The sequence below is a fragment of the Pseudomonas sp. PK-RTE-24 genome (assembly GCF_054052265.1).
On the sequence record NZ_CM133224.1, the window covers coordinates 1,495,662 to 1,516,886 of the forward strand.

20 protein-coding genes are annotated in these 21,225 nt (G+C 58.2%); all 20 read left to right on the forward strand.

Features of this window, described 5'->3' with window-relative positions; all coding sequences use genetic code 11:
• The first annotated feature begins 1 nt into the window (after window position 1).
• The 20 genes from yidC (at window position 2) to ACV8MC_RS06640 (ending at window position 21,219) form a co-directional block, all read left to right on the forward strand.
• Window positions 2-1,681 (forward strand): membrane protein insertase YidC, encoded by a 1,680-nt coding sequence (yidC, locus tag ACV8MC_RS06545; RefSeq protein ID WP_041476523.1) that lies wholly within the window; start codon window positions 2-4, stop codon window positions 1,679-1,681.
• An 81-nt stretch (window positions 1,682-1,762) separates the two neighbouring features.
• Window positions 1,763-3,130, forward strand: coding sequence for a tRNA uridine-5-carboxymethylaminomethyl(34) synthesis GTPase MnmE (gene mnmE, locus ACV8MC_RS06550; protein ID WP_252877171.1), 1,368 nt, complete (start codon window positions 1,763-1,765; stop codon window positions 3,128-3,130).
• Between the two features lie 551 nt (window positions 3,131-3,681).
• A complete protein-coding gene (gene mnmG / locus ACV8MC_RS06555; protein WP_305381876.1) occupies window positions 3,682-5,580 on the forward strand; it encodes a tRNA uridine-5-carboxymethylaminomethyl(34) synthesis enzyme MnmG in 1,899 nt (632 codons plus the stop codon).
• Window positions 5,577-6,221, forward strand: a complete 645-nt coding sequence (gene rsmG, locus ACV8MC_RS06560) for a 16S rRNA (guanine(527)-N(7))-methyltransferase RsmG (protein ID WP_123441912.1) — start codon at window positions 5,577-5,579, stop codon at window positions 6,219-6,221. Before mnmG ends, rsmG begins: the two co-directional genes overlap by 4 nt.
• Before the next feature lie 18 nt (window positions 6,222-6,239).
• Window positions 6,240-7,037: a ParA family protein gene (locus ACV8MC_RS06565; protein ID WP_016772400.1), complete on the forward strand. Its 798-nt coding sequence runs from the start codon at window positions 6,240-6,242 to the stop codon at window positions 7,035-7,037.
• A gap of 9 nt (window positions 7,038-7,046) precedes the next feature.
• Complete coding sequence (locus ACV8MC_RS06570) at window positions 7,047-7,919, forward strand: ParB/RepB/Spo0J family partition protein (RefSeq protein ID WP_007960777.1); 873 nt, start codon at window positions 7,047-7,049, stop codon at window positions 7,917-7,919.
• Window positions 7,920-8,067: 148 nt separating this feature from the next.
• On the forward strand, window positions 8,068-8,475 hold the full coding sequence (locus ACV8MC_RS06575; RefSeq protein ID WP_056791105.1) for a F0F1 ATP synthase subunit I: 408 nt from the start codon (window positions 8,068-8,070) through the stop codon (window positions 8,473-8,475).
• A 16-nt stretch (window positions 8,476-8,491) separates the two neighbouring features.
• Complete coding sequence (gene atpB, locus ACV8MC_RS06580) at window positions 8,492-9,361, forward strand: F0F1 ATP synthase subunit A (RefSeq protein WP_016772402.1); 870 nt, start codon at window positions 8,492-8,494, stop codon at window positions 9,359-9,361.
• Window positions 9,362-9,494: 133 nt separating this feature from the next.
• Entirely contained in the window at window positions 9,495-9,752 is a 258-nt protein-coding gene (atpE, locus tag ACV8MC_RS06585; RefSeq protein WP_003097235.1) for a F0F1 ATP synthase subunit C, read from the forward strand.
• Between the two features lie 58 nt (window positions 9,753-9,810).
• Entirely contained in the window at window positions 9,811-10,281 is a 471-nt protein-coding gene (locus ACV8MC_RS06590; protein WP_016772403.1) for a F0F1 ATP synthase subunit B, read from the forward strand.
• 12 nt (window positions 10,282-10,293) lie between these two features.
• Complete coding sequence (locus ACV8MC_RS06595; protein WP_016772404.1) at window positions 10,294-10,830, forward strand: F0F1 ATP synthase subunit delta; 537 nt, start codon at window positions 10,294-10,296, stop codon at window positions 10,828-10,830.
• Window positions 10,831-10,851: 21 nt separating this feature from the next.
• Window positions 10,852-12,396 carry a F0F1 ATP synthase subunit alpha gene (atpA, locus tag ACV8MC_RS06600; protein WP_016772405.1) on the forward strand — a complete coding sequence of 515 codons (1,545 nt, stop codon included), beginning with the start codon at window positions 10,852-10,854 and terminating at the stop codon, window positions 12,394-12,396.
• A 50-nt stretch (window positions 12,397-12,446) separates the two neighbouring features.
• On the forward strand, window positions 12,447-13,307 hold the full coding sequence (gene atpG / locus ACV8MC_RS06605; RefSeq protein WP_007911960.1) for a F0F1 ATP synthase subunit gamma: 861 nt from the start codon (window positions 12,447-12,449) through the stop codon (window positions 13,305-13,307).
• Between the two features lie 27 nt (window positions 13,308-13,334).
• Window positions 13,335-14,714, forward strand: a complete 1,380-nt coding sequence (gene atpD, locus ACV8MC_RS06610; RefSeq protein WP_016772406.1) for a F0F1 ATP synthase subunit beta — start codon at window positions 13,335-13,337, stop codon at window positions 14,712-14,714.
• Between the two features lie 45 nt (window positions 14,715-14,759).
• Entirely contained in the window at window positions 14,760-15,185 is a 426-nt protein-coding gene (locus ACV8MC_RS06615) for a F0F1 ATP synthase subunit epsilon (protein ID WP_016772407.1), read from the forward strand.
• Window positions 15,186-15,301: 116 nt separating this feature from the next.
• Window positions 15,302-16,669: a bifunctional UDP-N-acetylglucosamine diphosphorylase/glucosamine-1-phosphate N-acetyltransferase GlmU gene (gene glmU / locus ACV8MC_RS06620; protein WP_457264826.1), complete on the forward strand. Its 1,368-nt coding sequence runs from the start codon at window positions 15,302-15,304 to the stop codon at window positions 16,667-16,669.
• A gap of 205 nt (window positions 16,670-16,874) precedes the next feature.
• Window positions 16,875-17,651, forward strand: a complete 777-nt coding sequence (locus ACV8MC_RS06625) for a DeoR/GlpR family DNA-binding transcription regulator (protein WP_041476528.1) — start codon at window positions 16,875-16,877, stop codon at window positions 17,649-17,651.
• A gap of 2 nt (window positions 17,652-17,653) precedes the next feature.
• A complete protein-coding gene (gene glmS, locus ACV8MC_RS06630) occupies window positions 17,654-19,486 on the forward strand; it encodes a glutamine--fructose-6-phosphate transaminase (isomerizing) (RefSeq protein ID WP_457264828.1) in 1,833 nt (610 codons plus the stop codon).
• A 75-nt stretch (window positions 19,487-19,561) separates the two neighbouring features.
• Window positions 19,562-20,488 (forward strand): LysR family transcriptional regulator, encoded by a 927-nt coding sequence (locus ACV8MC_RS06635; RefSeq protein WP_041476539.1) that lies wholly within the window; start codon window positions 19,562-19,564, stop codon window positions 20,486-20,488.
• A 104-nt stretch (window positions 20,489-20,592) separates the two neighbouring features.
• Window positions 20,593-21,219, forward strand: a complete 627-nt coding sequence (locus ACV8MC_RS06640) for a glutathione S-transferase family protein (protein ID WP_236167828.1) — start codon at window positions 20,593-20,595, stop codon at window positions 21,217-21,219.
• Window positions 21,220-21,225: the final 6 nt, after the last annotated feature.

Sequence of the window (21,225 nt, forward strand, 5' to 3'; positions counted from 1 at the left end):
CATGGATATCAAACGCACGATCCTGATCGTCGCCCTGGCAATCGTGTCCTACGTCATGGTTCTTAAATGGAACCAGGATTATGGCCAGGCTGCCCTGCCGACTCAGAATGTTGCTTCCAGTACGACTACATCCGGTTTGCCGGACACCGCCACTGGCACAAATGCTGCCAGTGACGATATTCCGCGCGCCGCCAGCGATACCAGCGCACCTGCCGAAACGCCGGTCGCCGCCAGCAAGGATCTGATTCAGGTCAAGACCGATGTGCTCGATCTGGCGATCGATCCACAGGGTGGCGACGTTGCGCAACTGACTCTGCCTTTGTATCCACGTCGTCAGGATCGTCCTGACGTTCCGTTCCAGCTGTTCGATAACGGCGGCGAACGTGTATATCTGGCGCAAAGCGGTCTGATCGGTACCAACGGCCCGGATGCAAACCCGGCCGGTCGTCCGGTTTATTCCTCGGAGAAGAAGGTTTACCAACTGGCTGACGGTCAGGATCAACTCGTCGTTGACCTGAAATTCAGCAAGGACGGCGTCAACTACATCAAGCGTTTCACCATGAAACGTGGCCTGTACGACGTCGCTGTCTCCTACATTGTGGATAACCAGAGCGCTCAGCCCTGGAACGGCGCAATGTTTGCCCAGTTGAAGCGCGACGCCAGCGCTGATCCTTCGTCGACCACGGCTACTGGCACCGCGACTTACCTGGGCGCCGCCCTGTGGACAAGTTCCGAGCCGTACAAGAAAGTGTCGATGAAGGACATGGACAAGGCACAGCTCAAGGAAACCGTCACCGGTGGTTGGGTAGCCTGGCTGCAGCACTACTTCGTGACCGCGTGGATTCCGGCCAAGGGCGAGAACAATATCGTCCAGACCCGTAAAGACAGCAAAGGCAACTACATCATCGGTTACACCGGTCCGACTCTGACCGCTGCTCCAGGTGCAAAAGTTGAAACCAGCGCTGTGCTGTACGCAGGTCCGAAAAGCCAGGCTGTGTTGAAAGAGTTGTCCCCAGGTCTGGAACTGACCGTCGACTACGGCATTCTGTGGTTCATTGCCCAGCCGATTTTCTGGCTGCTGCAACATATCCACGCCATTGTCGGTAACTGGGGCTGGTCGATCATCTTCCTGACCATGCTGATCAAAGGGATCTTCTTCCCGCTGTCGGCCGCCAGCTACAAATCGATGGCGCGCATGCGTGCCGTGGCTCCGAAACTGGCTGCGCTGAAAGAGCAACATGGCGATGACCGGCAGAAAATGTCGCAAGCCATGATGGAGCTGTACAAGAAAGAGAAGATCAATCCACTGGGCGGCTGCTTGCCGATCCTCGTGCAGATGCCGGTCTTCCTGTCGCTGTACTGGGTTCTGCTGGAAAGCGTGGAAATGCGCCAGGCGCCGTTCATGCTGTGGATCACTGACCTGTCGATCAAGGATCCGTTCTTCATTCTGCCGATCATCATGGGCGCAACCATGTTCATCCAGCAGCAGCTGAACCCGACTCCGCCGGATCCGATGCAGGCGAAGGTCATGAAAATGATGCCAATCATCTTCACCTTCTTCTTCCTGTGGTTCCCTGCAGGTCTGGTGCTGTACTGGGTTGTGAACAACTGCCTGTCGATTGCACAACAGTGGTACATCACGCGTAAGATCGAAGCGGCGACGAAAAAAGCCGAGGCGTAACTTGCACTGTGGATAACACCACTCAAAACGCCCCCTAGTGGGGCGTTTTGCTATCTGCCACTTTTGTCTGGATTCCGGTTTATGAGCACACCTCGTGAAACCATCGCCGCTGTCGCCACCGCTCAAGGGCGCGGCGGTGTGGGCATCGTCCGTATTTCCGGGCCGTTGGCCAGCGTTGCGGCAATAGCCATCAGCGGCCGAGAACTGAAACCACGTTACGCTCATTACGGGCCGTTTTTCAGTGACGACCAGCAGGTGCTGGACGAAGGTCTGGCTTTGTATTTCCCGGGGCCGAACTCGTTCACCGGCGAAGACGTCTTGGAATTGCAGGGCCATGGCGGCCCGATCGTTCTGGACATGTTGCTCAAGCGTTGTCTGGAACTGGGCTGCCGTCTGGCCCGTCCAGGTGAATTCAGCGAGCGCGCCTTCCTCAATGACAAACTCGATCTGGCCCAGGCCGAAGCAATAGCCGATTTGATCGAAGCCAGTTCTGCACAGGCTGCGCGCAATGCGCTGCGTTCATTGCAGGGTGCGTTTTCCCAGCGTGTGCATAACTTGACCGAGCAGCTGATCGGTTTGCGTATCTACGTCGAAGCCGCCATCGACTTCCCGGAAGAGGAAATCGACTTTCTCGCCGACGGTCATGTATTGGGCATGCTCGATAAGGTACGCGATGAGTTATCCACAGTGCTGCGCGAGGCAGGGCAGGGCGCATTGTTGCGTGATGGTATGACAGTCGTCATCGCTGGGCGGCCGAATGCCGGTAAATCCAGCCTGTTGAATGCATTGGCCGGTCGCGAAGCCGCCATCGTCACCGAGATTGCCGGTACTACGCGGGATATCTTGCGCGAACATATCCACATCGACGGGATGCCGTTGCATGTGGTCGATACTGCAGGACTGCGTGACACCGATGATCATGTGGAAAAGATCGGTGTGGAACGGGCGTTGAAAGCCATCGGTGAAGCGGATCGGGTTTTGCTGGTGGTCGATGCGACCGCACCAGAAGCACTGGATCCTTTTGCCTTGTGGCCAGAATTCCTCGAATCACGACCGGACCCTGCGAAAGTCACCCTGATCCGTAACAAGTCCGATCTGACCGGTGAAGCGATTGCTCTGGAAACCAGTGACGACGGCCACGTGACCATCAGTCTCAGTGCCAAGTCCGCTGAAGGCCTCGACCTGCTGCGTGATCATCTAAAGGCGTGCATGGGTTACGAGCAGACCTCGGAGAGCAGCTTCAGCGCACGTCGCCGGCATCTGGAGGCACTGCGCCACGCCAGCGCGGCATTGGAACATGGCCGCGCGCAACTGACCCTGGCGGGCGCTGGGGAGTTGCTCGCTGAGGATTTGCGCCAGGCTCAACATTCCCTGGGTGAAATTACCGGGGCGTTCAGTTCTGATGATTTGCTCGGACGGATTTTCTCCAGCTTCTGCATTGGCAAATAACCCTCCTGCTATTCACAGACAGGTCCGTTCGCGACCTGTCTGCTTCCCTCTTTTCTAAAATCCTCCAAGAGTGCCGGGCAGATTTTTTCTCCCTGAGCGGTTTTCGGCTGCCCGGTACCTCTTCCTCCATCAAATTTCTGTGGATTAAGCCCTGTGAATAACTGCCACTGAGGGCAGTTGATAACAGGGCCTCAAAACTGGAGATAACCCACGCTGTGGATAACCACCCCTTTCATCCACAGGCTTACACCGGTTATCCAAGGGCCTCATTGCCACATGAGCACAGGGTTTTTAATCTCTGTACACATTGTAAAACATGGCCTGTAGAGATCTATCCACAGAAATGGTGCTCAGTAAGAATAAACATAAAAACAAAGGTTTTATAAATTTCTCTCTTTTTTATTCTTTTAACCTAGAGTTCTCCACAGCTGGTTAAATTTTGTGCAAAGGGTTCTTTAGAAAGGGCGAAGTCCCTATACTTGCCGACCAGGTCCAGAAACCTGGTTTCAATATTTCCTGAATGACCTACTTAAGCAGGCACGAGGTGCGTGGTGGATTTCCCTTCCCGTTTTGAAGTGATCGTCATCGGCGGCGGTCATGCCGGTACCGAGGCAGCACTGGCGTCAGCACGCATGGGGGCAAAAACCCTGTTGCTGACGCATAACGTGGAAACCCTCGGCGCCATGAGTTGCAACCCGGCCATCGGTGGCATCGGCAAAAGCCATCTGGTCAAGGAAATCGATGCCCTCGGTGGCGCGATGGCCATGGCTACCGATAAGGGCGGCATCCAGTTTCGCGTGTTGAACAGCCGCAAAGGCCCGGCCGTACGGGCGACCCGTGCGCAAGCCGACCGAATTCTCTATAAGGCCGCTGTCCGCGAAATCCTGGAAAACCAGCCAAACCTGTGGATATTTCAACAGGCTGCTGACGACCTGATTGTCGAGCAGGAGCAAGTCCGCGGTGTCGTCACACAGATGGGTCTGCGTTTCTTCGCCGATTCCGTGGTGTTGACCACCGGTACATTCCTCGGTGGACTTATCCACATTGGTTTGCAGAATTTCTCTGGCGGTCGCGCCGGTGATCCACCGTCGATTGCTCTGGCCCTCCGTCTGCGTGAGTTGCCATTGCGTGTCGGGCGCCTGAAAACTGGTACACCGCCGCGTATTGATGGCAAATCTGTGGATTTCTCGGTGATGACCGAGCAGCCGGGTGACACTCCGATCCCGGTGATGTCGTTCATGGGCAGCAAGGAGCAGCATCCGCGCCAGGTCAGTTGCTGGATTACCCATACCAACGCGCGTACCCACGAAATCATCGCGGCAAACCTTGATCGTTCGCCCATGTATTCCGCTGCCGGGGAGATCGAAGGCGTCGGCCCGCGTTATTGCCCGTCGATCGAAGACAAGATTCATCGCTTTGCCGACAAGGAAAGCCATCAGGTGTTCATCGAACCGGAAGGTCTGACCACCCATGAGCTGTACCCGAACGGGATATCCACAAGCCTGCCGTTCGACGTGCAATTGCAGATCGTGCAGTCGATCCGCGGTATGGAAAACGCGCACATCGTGCGTCCGGGTTATGCGATTGAGTACGACTACTTCGATCCCCGCGATCTGAAGTACAGCCTGGAAACCAAAGTCATCGGCGGTCTGTTTTTCGCCGGGCAGATCAACGGCACCACCGGTTACGAAGAAGCTGGCGCTCAAGGTCTGCTCGCCGGCGCCAACGCCGCGCTGCGGGCGAAGGGCAAAGAGGCCTGGTGTCCGCGCCGCGATGAAGCGTACATCGGCGTTCTGGTCGACGACCTGATCACCCTCGGTACCCAAGAGCCGTATCGCATGTTCACGTCCCGCGCCGAATACCGCCTGATTCTGCGCGAAGACAACGCCGACCTGCGTCTGACCGAAAAAGGTCGCGAACTCGGTCTGGTCGATGACGCGCGCTGGGCGGCCTTCTGCAAGAAACGCGAAAGCATCGAGCTTGAAGAACAGCGCCTGAAAAGCACCTGGGTTCGGCCGAACACCCCGCAGGGCGATGCGATTGCCGAGAAATTCGGCACGCCGCTGACCCACGAATACAACCTGCTCAACCTGTTGAGCCGTCCGGAAATCGACTACGTCGGTCTGGTCGAAGTGACCGGGCAGGGCGCCGAAGATCCACAGGTCGCCGAGCAGGTTGAGATCAAGACCAAGTACGCCGGTTACATCGACCGCCAACAGGACGAAATCGCCCGTCTGCGCGCCAGCGAAGACACGAAATTGCCTGTGGATATCGATTACACCAACATCTCCGGTCTGTCCAAGGAGATCCAGAGCAAGCTCGGCGCCACACGTCCTGAAACGCTGGGCCAGGCTTCGCGGATCCCGGGCGTGACCCCGGCAGCGATTTCGCTGTTGATGATTCATTTGAAAAAACGCGGCGCGGGCCGTCAGTTGGAGCAAAGCGCTTGAGTGCCAAGGTCACTTCGCAACACGCCGAAGAGTTATCCACAGGAGCCCGCGAGCTCGGTGTCAATCTCACAGAAACTCAGCACGCATTGCTGCTGGGTTATCTGGCCCTGTTGATCAAATGGAACCAGGCCTACAACCTGACCGCTGTGCGCGATCCGGACGAAATGGTTTCGCGGCACTTGCTCGATAGTCTCAGCGTGATGTCGTTTATCGAAAACGGTCGCTGGCTCGATGTCGGCAGTGGTGGTGGCATGCCTGGTATTCCGCTGGCGATCCTGTATCCGGACTCGCAGGTGACCTGTCTGGACAGCAATGGCAAGAAAACCCGCTTTCTGACTCAGGTCAAACTGGAGCTGAAGCTGGATAACCTGCAAGTTATCCACAGTCGCGTCGAAGCGTTTCAGCCTGCGCAACCATTCAACGGGATCATTTCCCGGGCCTTCAGCAGCATGGAAAACTTTACCAACTGGACGCGTCACCTCGGCGATGCCGATACACGCTGGCTGGCAATGAAGGGCGTTCATCCGGCCGATGAGCTGGTAGCATTGCCGGCAGATTTCAAACTCGATAGCGAACACGCCCTGGCCGTCCCCGGTTGCCAAGGCCAACGCCATCTGCTGATACTGCGCCGCACGGCATGATTGGGAACACAAGCAAGAATGGCTAAGGTATTCGCGATAGCGAACCAGAAGGGTGGTGTGGGCAAAACCACCACCTGCATCAACCTCGCAGCATCCCTGGTCGCGACCAAGCGCCGGGTGCTGTTGATCGATCTCGATCCACAGGGCAACGCCACCATGGGTAGCGGTGTGGATAAACATGGTCTGGAAAACTCGGTCTACGATCTGCTGATCGGTGAATGCGACCTGGGTCAGGCCATGCACTTCTCCGAGCACGGCGGTTATCAATTGCTGCCGGCCAACCGCGATCTGACCGCGGCCGAAGTGGTGCTGCTGGAAATGCAGATGAAGGAAAGCCGTCTGCGCAGCGCGCTGGCGCCGATCCGTGACAACTACGATTACATTTTGATCGACTGCCCACCGTCGCTGTCGATGCTCACACTCAACGCACTGGTCGCCGCTGACGGGGTGATTATCCCCATGCAGTGCGAATACTTTGCGCTGGAAGGTTTGAGCGACCTTGTGGATAACATCAAGCGCATCGCCGAGCTGCTCAACCCGAACCTGAAAGTCGAAGGCCTGCTGCGGACCATGTACGACCCGCGCCTGAGCCTGATGAACGATGTTTCGGCGCAGCTCAAGGAACACTTCGGCGATCAGCTGTACGACACGGTGATCCCGCGCAATATTCGCCTGGCCGAAGCACCGAGCTACGGCATGCCGGCGCTGGCTTACGACAAGCAATCGCGTGGTGCCCTGGCCTATCTGGCTCTGGCAGGCGAGATGGTTCGCCGTCAGCGCAAAAATTCACGCATTGCTGCTGCTCAGCCAACTTAAGGAATCCCCATGGCCGTCAAGAAACGAGGTCTCGGACGTGGACTGGATGCACTGCTGAGTGGTCCGACGGTCAGCGCGCTGGAAGAACAAGCCGCGCAGGCTGACACCCGCGAACTGCAACACCTGCCGCTGGACCTGCTGCAGCGTGGCAAATATCAGCCGCGCCGTGACATGGACCCGCAGGCCCTGGAAGAGCTGGCGCAGTCGATCAAGGCCCAAGGCGTGATGCAGCCGATCGTGGTGCGCCCGATTGGCGGCGGCCGGTTTGAGATCATTGCCGGTGAACGTCGCTGGCGCGCCAGTCAGCAGGCCGGGCAGGAAACCATCCCGGCGATGGTTCGCGATGTGCCGGATGAAACCGCCATTGCGATTGCGCTGATCGAGAACATCCAGCGTGAAGACCTCAACCCGATCGAAGAAGCCGTCGCCTTGCAGCGCTTGCAGCAGGAATTCCAGCTGACTCAGCAGCAGGTTGCCGAGGCTGTGGGTAAGTCGCGGGTGACTGTGGCTAACCTGTTGCGACTTATTGCACTGCCTGAAGTGATCAAAACCATGCTGTCGCACGGTGACCTGGAAATGGGTCACGCGCGTGCCTTGCTCGGTCTGCCGGACAATCAGCAGGTCGAAGGGGCGCGACATGTTGTCGCACGAGGACTGACCGTGCGCCAAACCGAGGCACTGGTTCGTCAGTGGTTGAGTGGCAAACCGGAGCCTGTGGAAGCTGCCAAACCCGACCCGGACATCGCTCGCCTCGAGCAGCGCCTGGCCGAGCGCCTAGGCTCTGCGGTGCAGATTCGCCATGGCAAGAAGGGCAAAGGCCAATTGGTGATTGGTTATAACTCGCTCGACGAGCTTCAAGGTGTGCTCGCACACATCCGCTGAAACATTTCCTCATGTAGCGCGCAGTCGGAAATCACTACCTGACAGTTGAATAGGGGCAGAACCGCCCCTATACTCTGCGCGCATTTTGTCGGCACAAATTATGCCAAGTTATTGGATTTCGGCAGCCGACCATTGGAGAGCAACTGTGATGGGAACCCGCACGCCAAACCGCTTGCCTTTCCATCGCCTGGCGGTTTTTCCGGTGTTGATGGCTCAATTTGTCATTCTGCTCATTGCCGCTTTGGCGCTCTGGCAATGGCATGGAGTCGTTGCCGGATACTCGGGACTTTGCGGAGGCCTGATAGCCTTGCTGCCCAATGTTTATTTCGCTCACAGGGCATTTCGGTTTTCCGGCGCCCGAGCAGCCCAGTCCATCGTCCGGTCTTTTTATGCCGGCGAGGCAGGCAAACTTATTTTGACGGCAGTGCTGTTTGCACTGGTGTTCGCAGGTGTGAAGCCACTGGCGCCGATCGCAGTATTCGGCGTGTTCGTGCTGACGCAGTCGGTCAGCTGGTTCGCTCCCCTGCTGATGAGAACAAGACTTTCGAGACCTTAGGGCGTTTGAGGCAACCATGGCAGAGACAACCGCTTCGGGCTATATCCAGCACCACTTGCAGAACCTGACTTTCGGTCAGCTACCCAACGGCGGCTGGGGCTTTGCCCACACCGCAGCAGAAGCCAAGGAAATGGGCTTCTGGGCTTTCCACGTCGATACCCTCGGCTGGTCGGTCGCACTGGGTCTGATCTTCGTTCTTCTTTTCCGCATGGCGGCAAAGAAAGCGACTTCGGGTCAGCCGGGTGCCTTGCAGAACTTCGTTGAAGTATTGGTCGAATTCGTCGATGGCAGCGTGAAAGACAGCTTCCATGGCCGTAGCCCGGTGATTGCACCGCTGGCACTGACCATCTTCGTCTGGGTGTTCCTGATGAACGCCGTCGACCTGGTACCGGTCGACTGGATTCCTCAGCTGGCCATCCTGATCTCCGGCGATGCCCACATCCCGTTCCGCGCCGTGTCGACTACCGACCCGAACGCGACTCTGGGCATGGCGTTCTCGGTGTTCGCACTGATCATTTTCTACAGCATCAAGGTCAAGGGCATCGGCGGCTTCATCGGCGAACTGACCCTGCACCCGTTCGGCAGCAAGAACATCTTCGTTCAGGCCCTGCTGATCCCGGTGAACTTCCTGCTGGAATTCGTCACCCTGATCGCCAAGCCGATCTCTCTGGCTCTGCGTCTGTTCGGCAACATGTATGCCGGCGAGCTGGTGTTCATTCTGATCGCTGTGATGTTCGGCAGCGGCCTGCTCTGGCTCAGCGGCCTGGGCGTTGTTCTGCAGTGGGCGTGGGCTGTATTCCACATCCTGATCATCACCCTGCAGGCGTTCATCTTCATGATGCTGACCATCGTCTACCTGTCGATGGCGCACGAAGAAAACCATTAAGACCAGTCTCGACTAGTCTGATGTTCCTCCCGGTCAAACGGGAGGGAGCTCCTTGCGGGGCAGCTGAAACGATTTGTTTTACCGCTTTAATCTAAAAAACCTAAACCATACGACGTAAAAGTCGGGAGGAAAGATGGAAACTGTAGTTGGTCTAACCGCTATCGCTGTTGCACTGTTGATCGGCCTGGGCGCACTGGGTACCGCAATTGGTTTCGGCCTGCTGGGCGGCAAGTTCCTGGAAGGCGCAGCGCGTCAGCCAGAAATGGTTCCAATGCTGCAAGTGAAAATGTTCATCGTTGCCGGTCTGCTCGACGCCGTAACCATGATCGGTGTTGGTATCGCTCTGTTCTTCACCTTTGCGAACCCGTTCGTTGGTCAGATCGCTGGCTGATTACTCGGATCTTCCGGGTAATTTGGTGTGATGGACAACGTAACTGCGAGGTGTTGGCGTGAACATTAATGCGACCCTGATTGGCCAGTCCGTTGCGTTCCTGATTTTTGTACTGTTCTGCATGAAGTATGTATGGCCTCCGGTCATCGCTGCTCTGCACGAACGTCAAAAGAAGATCGCTGATGGTCTGGACGCTGCCAGCCGTGCAGCTCGCGACCTGGAGTTGGCCCAAGAGAAAGCGGGTCAGCAACTGCGCGAAGCGAAAGCTCAGGCAGCTGAAATCATCGAGCAAGCCAAGAAACGCGGTAACCAGATCGTCGAAGAGGCTGTTGAAAAAGCCCGTATCGACGCTGACCGTGTGAAGGTTCAGGCTCAAGCCGAGATCGAACAGGAACTGAACAGCGTCAAAGACAAGCTGCGTGCCCAAGTGGGCTTGCTGGCTGTTGGCGGCGCCGAGAAGATCCTGGGTGCCACAATCGATCAAAACGCGCACGCAGAGCTGGTTAACCAACTGGCTGCTGAAATCTAAGCGAGGGCGATCATGGCAGAACTGACCACGTTGGCCCGACCTTACGCTAAGGCGGCCTTCGAGCACGCTCAGGCCCACCAGCAACTGGCCAATTGGTCAGCCATGCTCGGCCTGGCAGCAGCGGTGTCGCAAGACGACACCCTGCAGCGCGTGCTCAAGGCCCCGCGACTGACGAGCGCAGAAAAGGCCGCCACGTTCATTGACGTGTGCGGCGACAAGTTTGATGAAAAGGCACGCAATTTCATCAACGTCGTTGCCGAGAACGACCGTCTCCTGCTTCTGCCGGAGATCGCCGCTCTGTTCGACCTGTACAAGGCCGAACAAGAGAAATCGGTAGACGTTGAAGTGACCAGTGCATTTGCATTGAACCAAGAACAGCAAGACAAACTCGCCAAGGTTCTCAGTGCACGACTCAACCGGGAAGTGCGCCTGCAAGTTGCGGAGGACGCTGCCTTGATTGGTGGTGTCGTGATCCGCGCCGGCGACCTGGTTATCGATGGCTCGATTCGCGGCAAAATCGCGAAACTTGCCGAAGCATTGAAATCTTGAGTTTGAAGGGGCAGCAGAGCAATGCAGCAACTCAATCCTTCCGAAATAAGTGAAATTATCAAGGGCCGCATCGACAAGCTCGATGTGACCTCCCAAGCCCGTAACGAAGGCACTGTCGTCAGCGTATCTGACGGCATCGTGCGGATTCACGGTCTGGCCGACGTCATGTACGGCGAGATGATCGAGTTTCCGGGCGGCGTCTACGGTATGGCCCTCAACCTGGAGCAGGACTCCGTAGGTGCCGTGGTATTGGGCTCCTACCAGTCGCTGGCTGAAGGCATGAGCGCCAAGTGCACCGGCCGCATCCTCGAAGTTCCTGTTGGTAAGGAATTGCTGGGCCGCGTGGTCGATGCTCTGGGTAACCCTGTTGACGGCAAAGGTCCACTGGGCAACACCGAGACCGACGCGGTCGAGAAAGTTGCTCCAGGCGTGATCTGGCGTAAGTCGGTAGACCAGCCTGTACAGACTGGCTACAAGGCTGTCGATGCCATGATCCCTGTCGGCCGTGGCCAGCGTGAGCTGATCATCGGTGACCGTCAGATCGGTAAAACCGCTCTGGCGATCGACGCGATCATCAACCAGAAAGACAGCGGCATTTTCTGCGTCTACGTAGCCATCGGTCAGAAGCAATCGACCATCGCCAACGTGGTTCGCAAGCTGGAAGAAAACGGCGCCCTGGCCAACACGATCATCGTGGCTGCCAGTGCTTCGGAATCTCCTGCGCTGCAATTCCTGGCACCGTACTCCGGTTGCACCATGGGTGAATTCTTCCGCGACCGCGGTGAAGACGCGCTGATCGTTTATGACGATCTGTCCAAGCAGGCAGTGGCTTACCGCCAGATTTCCCTGCTGCTGCGCCGTCCACCAGGCCGTGAAGCTTACCCAGGCGACGTGTTCTACCTCCACTCCCGTCTGCTGGAGCGCGCATCCCGCGTTTCGGAAGAATACGTAGAGAAGTTCACCAACGGCGCAGTGACCGGCAAAACCGGTTCCCTGACCGCACTGCCGATCATCGAAACCCAGGCTGGCGACGTTTCCGCGTTCGTTCCGACCAACGTGATTTCCATCACCGACGGTCAGATCTTCCTGGAATCGGCCATGTTCAACTCGGGCATCCGCCCTGCAGTGAACGCCGGTGTTTCGGTATCCCGTGTGGGTGGTGCCGCTCAGACCAAGATCATCAAGAAGCTCTCCGGTGGTATCCGTACCGCTCTGGCTCAGTACCGTGAACTGGCGGCATTCGCTCAGTTCGCTTCTGACCTGGACGAAGCGACCCGCAAGCAACTTGAGCATGGTCAGCGCGTTACCGAGCTGATGAAGCAGAAGCAATACGCACCAATGTCGATCGCTGACATGGCGCTGTCGCTGTATGCCGCTGAGCGTGGGTTCCTGACTGACATTGAAATCGCCAAGGTCGGCAGCTTCGAACAAGCGCTGATTGCTTTCTTCAACCGCGATCACGCCGATTTGATGGCCAAGATCAACGTTAAAGGTGACTTCAATGACGAAATCGACGCTGGCATGAAAGCCGGTATCGAGAAGTTCAAGGCCACCCAAACCTGGTAAGCCGCAGCGGGAGCCGCGAGGCTCCCGCTTGCTAACCTGATAGGTGTTACATGGCAGGCGCAAAAGAGATTCGCAGTAAGATTGCGAGCATCAAAAGCACGCAAAAGATTACCAGCGCCATGGAAAAAGTGGCGGTCAGCAAAATGCGCAAGGCACAAATGCGCATGGCTGCTAGCCGTCCTTATGCGGAGCGTATCCGCCAGGTAATTGGGCATCTGGCCAACGCCAACCCGGAATACCGCCACCCGTTCATGATCGACCGCGAAATCAAGCGCGTCGGTTATGTCGTCGTGAGCAGTGACCGTGGTCTGTGCGGCGGCTTGAACACCAACCTGTTCAAGGCCCTGGTCAAGGACATGGCGGTAAACCGCGAAAACGGCGTCGAGATTGATCTGTGTGTAGTCGGTAGCAAGGGTGCGGCCTTTTTCCGCAACTTCGGCGGTAACGTCGTTGCAGCTATCAGCCACCTGGGTGAAGAGCCGTCGATCAATGACCTGATCGGCAGCGTCAAGGTGATGCTGGATGCCTACCTGGACGGCCGTATCGACCGCCTGTCCGTGGTGTCCAACAAGTTCATCAACACCATGACGCAACAGCCTACCGTGGAGCAGTTGATTCCATTGGTGGCAACCCCGGATCAGGATCTCAAGCACCACTGGGACTATCTCTACGAACCGGACGCCAAAGAGCTGCTTGACGGCTTGATGGTCCGTTACGTCGAGTCGCAGGTCTACCAGGCGGTGGTCGAGAACAACGCGGCTGAACAGGCTGCGCGGATGATCGCGATGAAGAACGCTACCGACAACGCCGGTGATTTGATCAGCGATTTGCAGCTGATCTACAACAAGGCGCGTCAGGCTGCGATCACCCAAGAGATCTCGGAAATCGTCGGCGGCGCTGCCGCGGTTTAACGGTTCAAATATTCAGAGGATCCAGCTATGAGTAGCGGACGTATCGTTCAAATCATCGGCGCCGTTATCGACGTGGAATTTCCACGCGACAGCGTACCGAGCATCTACAACGCGCTGACTGTACAAAGCGCGGCCGCAACCACCCTGGAAGTTCAGCAGCAGCTGGGCGACGGCGTGGTGCGTACCATTGCGATGGGTTCCACCGAGGGCTTGAAGCGCGGTCTGGAAGTCACCGACTCTGGCGCAGCCATCTCCGTACCGGTCGGTAAAGCGACCCTGGGCCGGATCATGGACGTCCTCGGTAACCCGATCGACGAAGCTGGCCCGATCGACACCGAAGAGCGCTGGGGCATTCACCGCGCAGCACCTTCGTTCGCCGAGCAAGCAGGCGGCAACGACCTGCTGGAAACCGGCATCAAGGTTATCGACCTGGTCTGCCCGTTCGCCAAGGGCGGTAAAGTCGGTCTGTTCGGTGGTGCCGGTGTAGGCAAAACCGTAAACATGATGGAACTGATCCGTAACATCGCCATCGAGCACAGCGGTTATTCCGTGTTCGCCGGTGTGGGTGAGCGTACTCGTGAGGGTAACGACTTCTACCACGAGATGAAGGACTCCAACGTTCTGGACAAAGTGGCACTGGTTTACGGTCAGATGAACGAGCCGCCGGGAAACCGTCTGCGCGTAGCTCTGACTGGCCTGACCATGGCCGAGAAGTTCCGTGACGAAGGTAACGACGTTCTGCTGTTCGTCGACAACATCTATCGTTACACCCTGGCCGGTACTGAAGTATCCGCACTGCTGGGCCGTATGCCTTCGGCAGTAGGTTACCAGCCGACCCTGGCTGAAGAGATGGGCGTTCTGCAAGAACGTATCACTTCGACCAAGGAAGGTTCGATCACCTCGATCCAGGCGGTATACGTACCTGCGGACGACTTGACCGACCCGTCGCCAGCGACCACCTTCGCCCACTTAGACGCCACCGTCGTTCTGTCTCGTGACATCGCTTCCCTGGGTATCTACCCGGCGGTAGATCCACTGGATTCGACTTCGCGCCAGCTGGACCCGAACGTGATCGGTCAGGACCACTACGACACCGCTCGCGGCGTTCAGTATGTTCTGCAGCGTTACAAAGAGCTGAAAGACATCATCGCGATCCTGGGTATGGACGAGCTGTCGGAAGCCGACAAACAGTTGGTTAACCGTGCTCGTAAGATCCAGCGCTTCTTGTCGCAGCCGTTCTTCGTGGCTGAAGTCTTCACCGGTGCTTCGGGTAAATACGTTTCCCTGAAAGACACCATTGCTGGCTTCAAAGGCATCCTCAACGGTGACTACGACCACCTGCCAGAACAAGCGTTCTACATGGTTGGCGGCATCGAAGAAGCGATCGAGAAAGCCAAGAAACTGTAATCCCGGCGCCCGGCAACGGGCGCTAATTTAGGTTGAGGCAATCAGATGGCTATGACAGTCCATTGCGATATCGTCAGCGCGGAAGGGGAAATCTTTTCCGGCCTGGTCGAGATGGTGATTGCGCACGGTGCACTGGGTGATCTTGGTATCGCTCTGGGTCACGCGCCGCTGATCACTAATCTCAAGCCGGGTCCGATCCGCCTGATCAAGCAAGGCGGGGAAGCCGAGGTGTTCTACATCTCCGGTGGTTTCCTCGAGGTTCAGCCGAACATGGTCAAGGTACTTGCCGATACCGTGCAACGTGCCGCCGACCTGGATGAAGCTCAGGCTCAGGCAGCTCTCAAGGCTGCCGAGAATGCCCTGAACGAAAAAGGCGCGGACTTCGATTACGGCGCCGCTGCCACTCGTCTGGCCGAGGCTGCAGCCCAGCTGCGCACCGTCCAGCAGATCCGCAAGAAGTTTGGCGGTTAATCCGTCATCCGCTTGTTGTGCGATTGATAAAAAAGGGTAGCCTCGGCTACCCTTTTTTCTTTTCCGAATTTAAAACCCGGTCGCAGTTGCTGACCACCCAGGATTGGTAGCCAGTCATGTCTCTCGAAATCGTTATCCTCGCGGCCGGTCAAGGCACTCGCATGCGCTCGGCGCTGCCCAAGGTGCTGCACCCGATTGCCGGCAACTCCATGCTCGGCCATGTTATCCACAGCGCTCGGCAACTTGATCCACAACGCATTCACGTGGTGATCGGTCACGGTGCCGATGTGGTGCGTGAGCGGCTGGCAGCTGATGACCTGAATTTCGTGTTGCAGGACAAGCAACTGGGCACTGGCCACGCCACCGCCCAGGCGGTGCCGTCCATTGATGCCGACACCGTGCTGATTCTTTACGGTGATGTGCCGCTGATCGAAGTCGAAACCCTGCAACGTCTGCTCAAGCATGTCGTGCCGGGCCAGATGGGTTTGCTCACTGTCGAGCTGGATGACCCGACCGGTTACGGCCGCATCGTGCGTGATGCTGACGGCAAGGTCGCGGCGATCGTCGAGCACAAAGACGCCAGCGAAGCGCAACGTGCGATCACCGAAGGCAACACCGGCATCCTCGCTGTGCCGGCCGATCGTCTGGCGGACTGGATGAGTCGCCTGTCGAACAACAATGCGCAGGGCGAGTACTACCTCACCGACGTAATCGAAATGGCGGTCAGCGATGGTTTGGTCGTGGCTACCGAACAACCGCACGACCCGATGGAAGTGCAGGGCGCCAATGATCGCAAGCAGCTCTCTGAACTGGAGCGTCATTACCAGTTGCGCGCCGGCCGTCGCCTGATGGCTCAAGGCGTGACCCTGCGTGACCCGGCGCGTTTCGATGTGCGTGGCGAAGTCAGCGTGGGCCGCGATGTGCTGATCGACATCAACGTGATCCTCGAAGGCAAGGTGATCATTGAAGACGATGTACAGATCGGCCCGAACTGCGTGATCAAGGACAGCACCCTGCGCAAAGGCGTGGTGATCAAGGCCAACAGTCATATCGAAGGCGCCATTCTCGGTGAATGCAGCGACGCCGGTCCCTTCGCGCGTTTGCGCCCGGGCACTGTGCTCGAAGCGCGCGCGCATGTGGGTAACTTCGTCGAGCTCAAAAACGCCCACATGGGCGAGGGTGCCAAGGCTGGCCATCTGACCTATCTGGGCGATGCCGAAATCGGCGCACGCACCAACATCGGCGCCGGCACCATCACCTGCAACTACGATGGCGCCAACAAGTGGAAAACCGTACTGGGCGCTGATGTGTTCATCGGTTCCAACAACTCGCTGGTTGCCCCTGTGGATATCTCCAACGGTGCAACTACTGCGGCCGGATCGACCATCACGCAAAATGTGGATAACGCTCAGCTGGCAGTTGGCCGAGCTCGCCAGAAGAACATTGACGGCTGGAAGCGGCCGGAAAAGATCAAAAAGCCCTGACTTATCCACAATTCCTGTGGGAGCGAGCCTGCTCGCGAATGCGGTTTGTCAGTCACGTCTTCAGTGGCTGAGACTCCTTTTCGCGAGCGGGCTCGCTCCCACAGTCATTTCGATCTTTCTGAATTTTTCTCCCCGCGTCTTGACGGCAACCTTTCGATAGAGTTTCATTGCTTGCGTTATCTTTCGAATCGAAACTTAATCCGCCATGTCCAAGCGCAACACTCCCCAACGTCGTCATAACATCCTCGCCTTGCTCAATGAGCAGGGCGAAGTCAGTGTGGATGAGCTGGCCAAGCGCTTCGAAACTTCCGAAGTTACGATTCGCAAGGATCTTGCTGCGCTGGAAACCCATGGTCTTTTGCTGCGTCGTTACGGCGGTGCCATCACCATGCCGCAAGAGCTGGTCGCAGAAACGGCGCAGAGTATTTCCAAGTACAAGCAGGCGATCGCCCGCGCGGCGGTCAAACGCATCCGCGAGCACGCGCGCATCATCATCGACAGCGGCAGCACCACCGCCGCAATGATTCCCGAACTGGGCCAGCAACCGGGCCTGGTGGTGATGACCAACTCGCTGCATGTCGCCAATGCCTTGAGCGAACTGGAACACGAGCCAGTGCTGCTGATGACCGGCGGCACCTGGGATCCGCACTCGGAATCCTTTCAGGGCCAGGTCGCCGAGCAAGTACTACGCTCCTACGACTTCGACCAACTGTTCATCGGCGCCGACGGCATCGATCTGGTGCGCGGTACCACCACCTTCAACGAACTGCTCGGCCTCAGCCGGGTGATGGCCGACGTGGCGCGAGAAGTGATCGTCATGGTCGAGGCCGACAAGATCGGTCGCAAGATTCCCAACCTGGAGCTGCCCTGGAGCAGCATCCATACCCTCATTACCGATGATCGCCTGCCCGTCGAGGCACGCGATCAGCTTCAGGCCCGCGGGATCACTTTGATCTGTGCGGCTGTCAGTCAGGAGAAATAACCATGTGTGGCATTGTCGGCGCAGTAGCTGAACGTAATATCACCGCCATCCTTCTCGAAGGCCTGAAGCGCCTCGAATACCGCGGCTATGACAGCGCCGGTGTGGCGGTTTACACCAACGACCGGACCCTGGAACGCATGCGTCGTCCGGGCAAGGTCAGCGAACTGGAAGCCGCACTGGCCGAACAGCCGCTGGCCGGTCGCCTCGGTATCGCCCACACCCGTTGGGCTACCCATGGCGCGCCGTGCGAGCGCAATGCCCACCCGCATTTTTCCGGCAATATCGCGGTGGTGCACAACGGCATCATCGAGAACCATGAAGCCCTGCGTGAGCAACTCAAAGCTTTGGGTTACTCGTTCAGCTCGGACACCGACACCGAAGTCATCGCGCACCTGCTGACCCACAAGCTCAAGGAACAACCGGACCTGACTGCCGCGCTCAAAGCGACCGTCAAGGAGCTGCATGGCGCCTACGGTCTGGCAGTGATCAACGCACAGCAACCGGATCGTCTGGTTGCCGCGCGCAGTGGCAGTCCATTGGTGATCGGCTTGGGCCTGGGCGAGAATTTCCTCGCTTCCGACCAGTTGGCTCTGCGTCAGGTCACTGACCGCTTCATGTATTTGGAAGAAGGCGATATCGCTGAAATCCGTCGCGACAGCGTGCAGATCTGGGACGTAAACGGCAACGCTGTCGAGCGCCAGACCGTGCAGTACACCGACGGTGCCGAAGCCGCCGACAAGGGCGAGTTCCGCCACTACATGCTCAAGGAAATCCACGAACAACCGGCCGTGGTTCAGCGCACCCTCGAAGGTCGCCTGGGCAACAATCAAGTGCTGGTTGAGGCCTTCGGTCCGCAAGCCGCCGAGCTGTTCGCCAAAGTGCGCAATGTGCAGATCGTCGCCTGCGGCACCAGTTATCACGCCGGCATGGTCGCGCGCTACTGGCTCGAGGAACTGGCCGGCATCCCATGCCAGGTCGAAGTCGCCAGCGAATTCCGTTATCGCAAAGTGGTGGTGCAGCCGGACACGCTGTTCGTGACCATCTCGCAGTCTGGCGAAACCGCGGACACCCTCGCGGCCCTGCGCAATGCCAAGGAGCTGGGCTTCCTCGCCAGCCTGGCGATCTGCAACGTCGGCATCAGCTCGCTGGTGCGTGAATCCGATCTGACCCTGTTGACCCAGGCAGGTCGCGAAATCGGTGTGGCCTCGACCAAAGCCTTCACCACGCAACTGGTCGGCCTGTTGCTGCTGACTTTGTCGCTGGGTCAGGTGCGCGGCACTCTGGCTAACGGCGTCGAAGCAACACTCGTCGAAGAACTGCGTCGCCTGCCGACTCGCCTCGGCGAAGCGCTGGCGATGGACAGCACCGTGGAAAAAATCGCCGAGCTGTTCGCCGAAAAAAACCACACCCTGTTCCTCGGCCGTGGTGCGCAATTCCCGGTAGCAATGGAAGGTGCCTTGAAGCTCAAGGAGATCTCCTACATCCATGCCGAAGCCTACCCGGCCGGCGAGCTCAAACACGGGCCGCTGGCACTTGTGGATAACGACATGCCAGTGGTGACCGTCGCGCCGAACAACGAACTGCTGGAGAAGCTCAAATCCAACCTGCAGGAAGTCCGCGCTCGCGGCGGCGAGTTGATCGTGTTCGCGGATGAGAAGGCTGCGATGACCAACGGCGAAGGCACCCACGTGGTGCAAATGCCGCACATCCACGACATTCTCTCGCCGATCCTTTATACGATCCCGCTGCAACTGCTGTCGTATTACGTCGCCGTGCTCAAGGGCACCGACGTTGATCAGCCGCGCAACCTGGCGAAATCGGTCACCGTGGAATAAGTTATCCACCGTTGATCTACGCTCCCACAATCGCAGCCTCGGCTGCGATTGTCGTATCCGCCGCCGAGGAATCCCATGGACCGCTTTCAGGAAATGCAGATCTTCGTTGTCGTCGCCCAGGAGCAAGGCTTTTCGGCGGCGTCGCGGCGTCTGGGTCTGTCGGCGGCGAGCGTCACCCGGGCCGTAGCGGCGTTGGAGCAGCATATCGGTACGCAGTTGCTGGTGCGTACCACGCGCACCGTGCATCTCACCGAAGCCGGGCAGCGTTATTTCGATGACTGCCGGCGGATTCTTGCCGAGGTGCAGGAGGCCGAGGATTCGGCGGCGGGCAGCCATGCCTTGCCGCGCGGGCAGTTGACGATTACTGCGCCGGTGCTGTTTGGCGATCTGTTCGTGACGCCAGTGATGGCCGATTACCTTTGTCGTTATCCGGATGTGTCGATCAACGCGCTGTTGCTGGACCGGGTGGTCAACATGGTCGAGGAGGGCATTGATGTCGCGGTACGCATCGGTGAGCTGCCGGACAGCAATCAGCATGCGATCCGAGTTGGGGAAGTGCGGCGGGTAATCTGCGCTTCGCCGGGGTTTCTGGCTGAACATGGCCGCCCGGAGCATCCGCAGGCATTGGCCGGGTTGCCGGTGGTGGCGACATCGGCGATCGGTCAGCAACGCAACTGGCCGTTTCTCGACGGCGGTGAAGCACTCAGTGTGCGCACCGAACCGCGCCTGACCGTCACGGCCAATCAGTCGGCGATCACTGCCGCGCGCAAAGGCCTGGGCCTGACGCGAGTGCTGTCGTATCAAGTGGCGGACAAAGTCGCGGCGGGGGAGCTGGAAATCGTCCTCGCCGAGTTTGAATTGCCACCGTTGCCGATCCATGTGGTGTATCAGGGCGGGCGCAAGGCACCGGCGCGGATCCGCAGTTTTGTCGACTTCGCCGTGAAGGCGCTGCGTGAGCATCCAGCCTTGAGTGCTGCGGCGTTATTGCACGAGATGAAATAATCGATTGCAGTGGCTGGTTATTCTGTTGTTCCGGCAACCCATAGATGATGACTCCATCGGCGCGCTCATTCCCGTAGCGACGTCATTTTTCAGCGGAGTCGACCATGCAAGCGATCAAACTCTACAACTTCCCACGTTCCGGTCACGCCCACCGCGTCGAGTTGATGCTGTCGCTGCTGCAACTGCCGACCGAGCTGATCTTCGTCGATCTGGCCAAAGGTGAGCACAAGCAGCCGCAGTACCTGGCGATCAACAGCTTTGGCCAAGTGCCGGCGATTGATGACAACGGCGTGGTGCTGGCCGATTCCAACGCGATTCTGGTTTATCTGGCGCAGAAATATGGCAACGGACGCTGGCTGCCGGCCGACCCGGTGGGCGCAGCGCATGTGCAGCGCTGGTTGTCGGCAGCGGCGGGACCGATTGCCTTTGGCCCGGCGGCGGCACGCCTGATCACGGTGTTTGGTGCGCAACTGAATGCCGAGGAAGTCATTGGCCGTGCGCACAATCTGCTCAAGGTCATGGAGCTGGAACTGGGCAAAACAGCGTATCTGGCGGGCGAAGAGCCGACCATCGCTGACGTGTCTGCCTACAGCTACATTGCGCATGCCCCGGAGGGCAATGTCTCGCTGGACGACTACGCCAACGTTCGCGCCTGGCTGGCACGAGTCGAAGCGTTGCCGGGTTTTGTCGCAATGCCGCGCACGGTGGCCGGGTTGCAGAAAACCGCGTGACCTCCA

Excerpts from the sequence above, each read along its gene's own strand:
- yidC (WP_041476523.1), top strand. The coding sequence starts at position 2 with ATGGATATCAAACGCACGATCCTGATCGTCGCCCTGGCAATCGTGTCC.
- mnmE (WP_252877171.1), top strand. The coding sequence starts at position 1,763 with ATGAGCACACCTCGTGAAACCATCGCCGCTGTCGCCACCGCTCAAGGG.
- ACV8MC_RS06565 (WP_016772400.1), top strand. The coding sequence starts at position 6,240 with ATGGCTAAGGTATTCGCGATAGCGAACCAGAAGGGTGGTGTGGGCAAA.
- ACV8MC_RS06570 (WP_007960777.1), top strand. The coding sequence starts at position 7,047 with ATGGCCGTCAAGAAACGAGGTCTCGGACGTGGACTGGATGCACTGCTG.
- ACV8MC_RS06575 (WP_056791105.1), top strand. The coding sequence starts at position 8,068 with ATGGGAACCCGCACGCCAAACCGCTTGCCTTTCCATCGCCTGGCGGTT.
- atpB (WP_016772402.1), top strand. The coding sequence starts at position 8,492 with ATGGCAGAGACAACCGCTTCGGGCTATATCCAGCACCACTTGCAGAAC.
- atpE (WP_003097235.1), top strand. The coding sequence starts at position 9,495 with ATGGAAACTGTAGTTGGTCTAACCGCTATCGCTGTTGCACTGTTGATC.
- ACV8MC_RS06595 (WP_016772404.1), top strand. The coding sequence starts at position 10,294 with ATGGCAGAACTGACCACGTTGGCCCGACCTTACGCTAAGGCGGCCTTC.
- atpA (WP_016772405.1), top strand. The coding sequence starts at position 10,852 with ATGCAGCAACTCAATCCTTCCGAAATAAGTGAAATTATCAAGGGCCGC.
- atpG (WP_007911960.1), top strand. The coding sequence starts at position 12,447 with ATGGCAGGCGCAAAAGAGATTCGCAGTAAGATTGCGAGCATCAAAAGC.
- atpD (WP_016772406.1), top strand. The coding sequence starts at position 13,335 with ATGAGTAGCGGACGTATCGTTCAAATCATCGGCGCCGTTATCGACGTG.
- ACV8MC_RS06615 (WP_016772407.1), top strand. The coding sequence starts at position 14,760 with ATGGCTATGACAGTCCATTGCGATATCGTCAGCGCGGAAGGGGAAATC.
- glmU (WP_457264826.1), top strand. The coding sequence starts at position 15,302 with ATGTCTCTCGAAATCGTTATCCTCGCGGCCGGTCAAGGCACTCGCATG.
- ACV8MC_RS06625 (WP_041476528.1), top strand. The coding sequence starts at position 16,875 with ATGTCCAAGCGCAACACTCCCCAACGTCGTCATAACATCCTCGCCTTG.
- glmS (WP_457264828.1), top strand. The coding sequence starts at position 17,654 with ATGTGTGGCATTGTCGGCGCAGTAGCTGAACGTAATATCACCGCCATC.
- ACV8MC_RS06635 (WP_041476539.1), top strand. The coding sequence starts at position 19,562 with ATGGACCGCTTTCAGGAAATGCAGATCTTCGTTGTCGTCGCCCAGGAG.
- ACV8MC_RS06640 (WP_236167828.1), top strand. The coding sequence starts at position 20,593 with ATGCAAGCGATCAAACTCTACAACTTCCCACGTTCCGGTCACGCCCAC.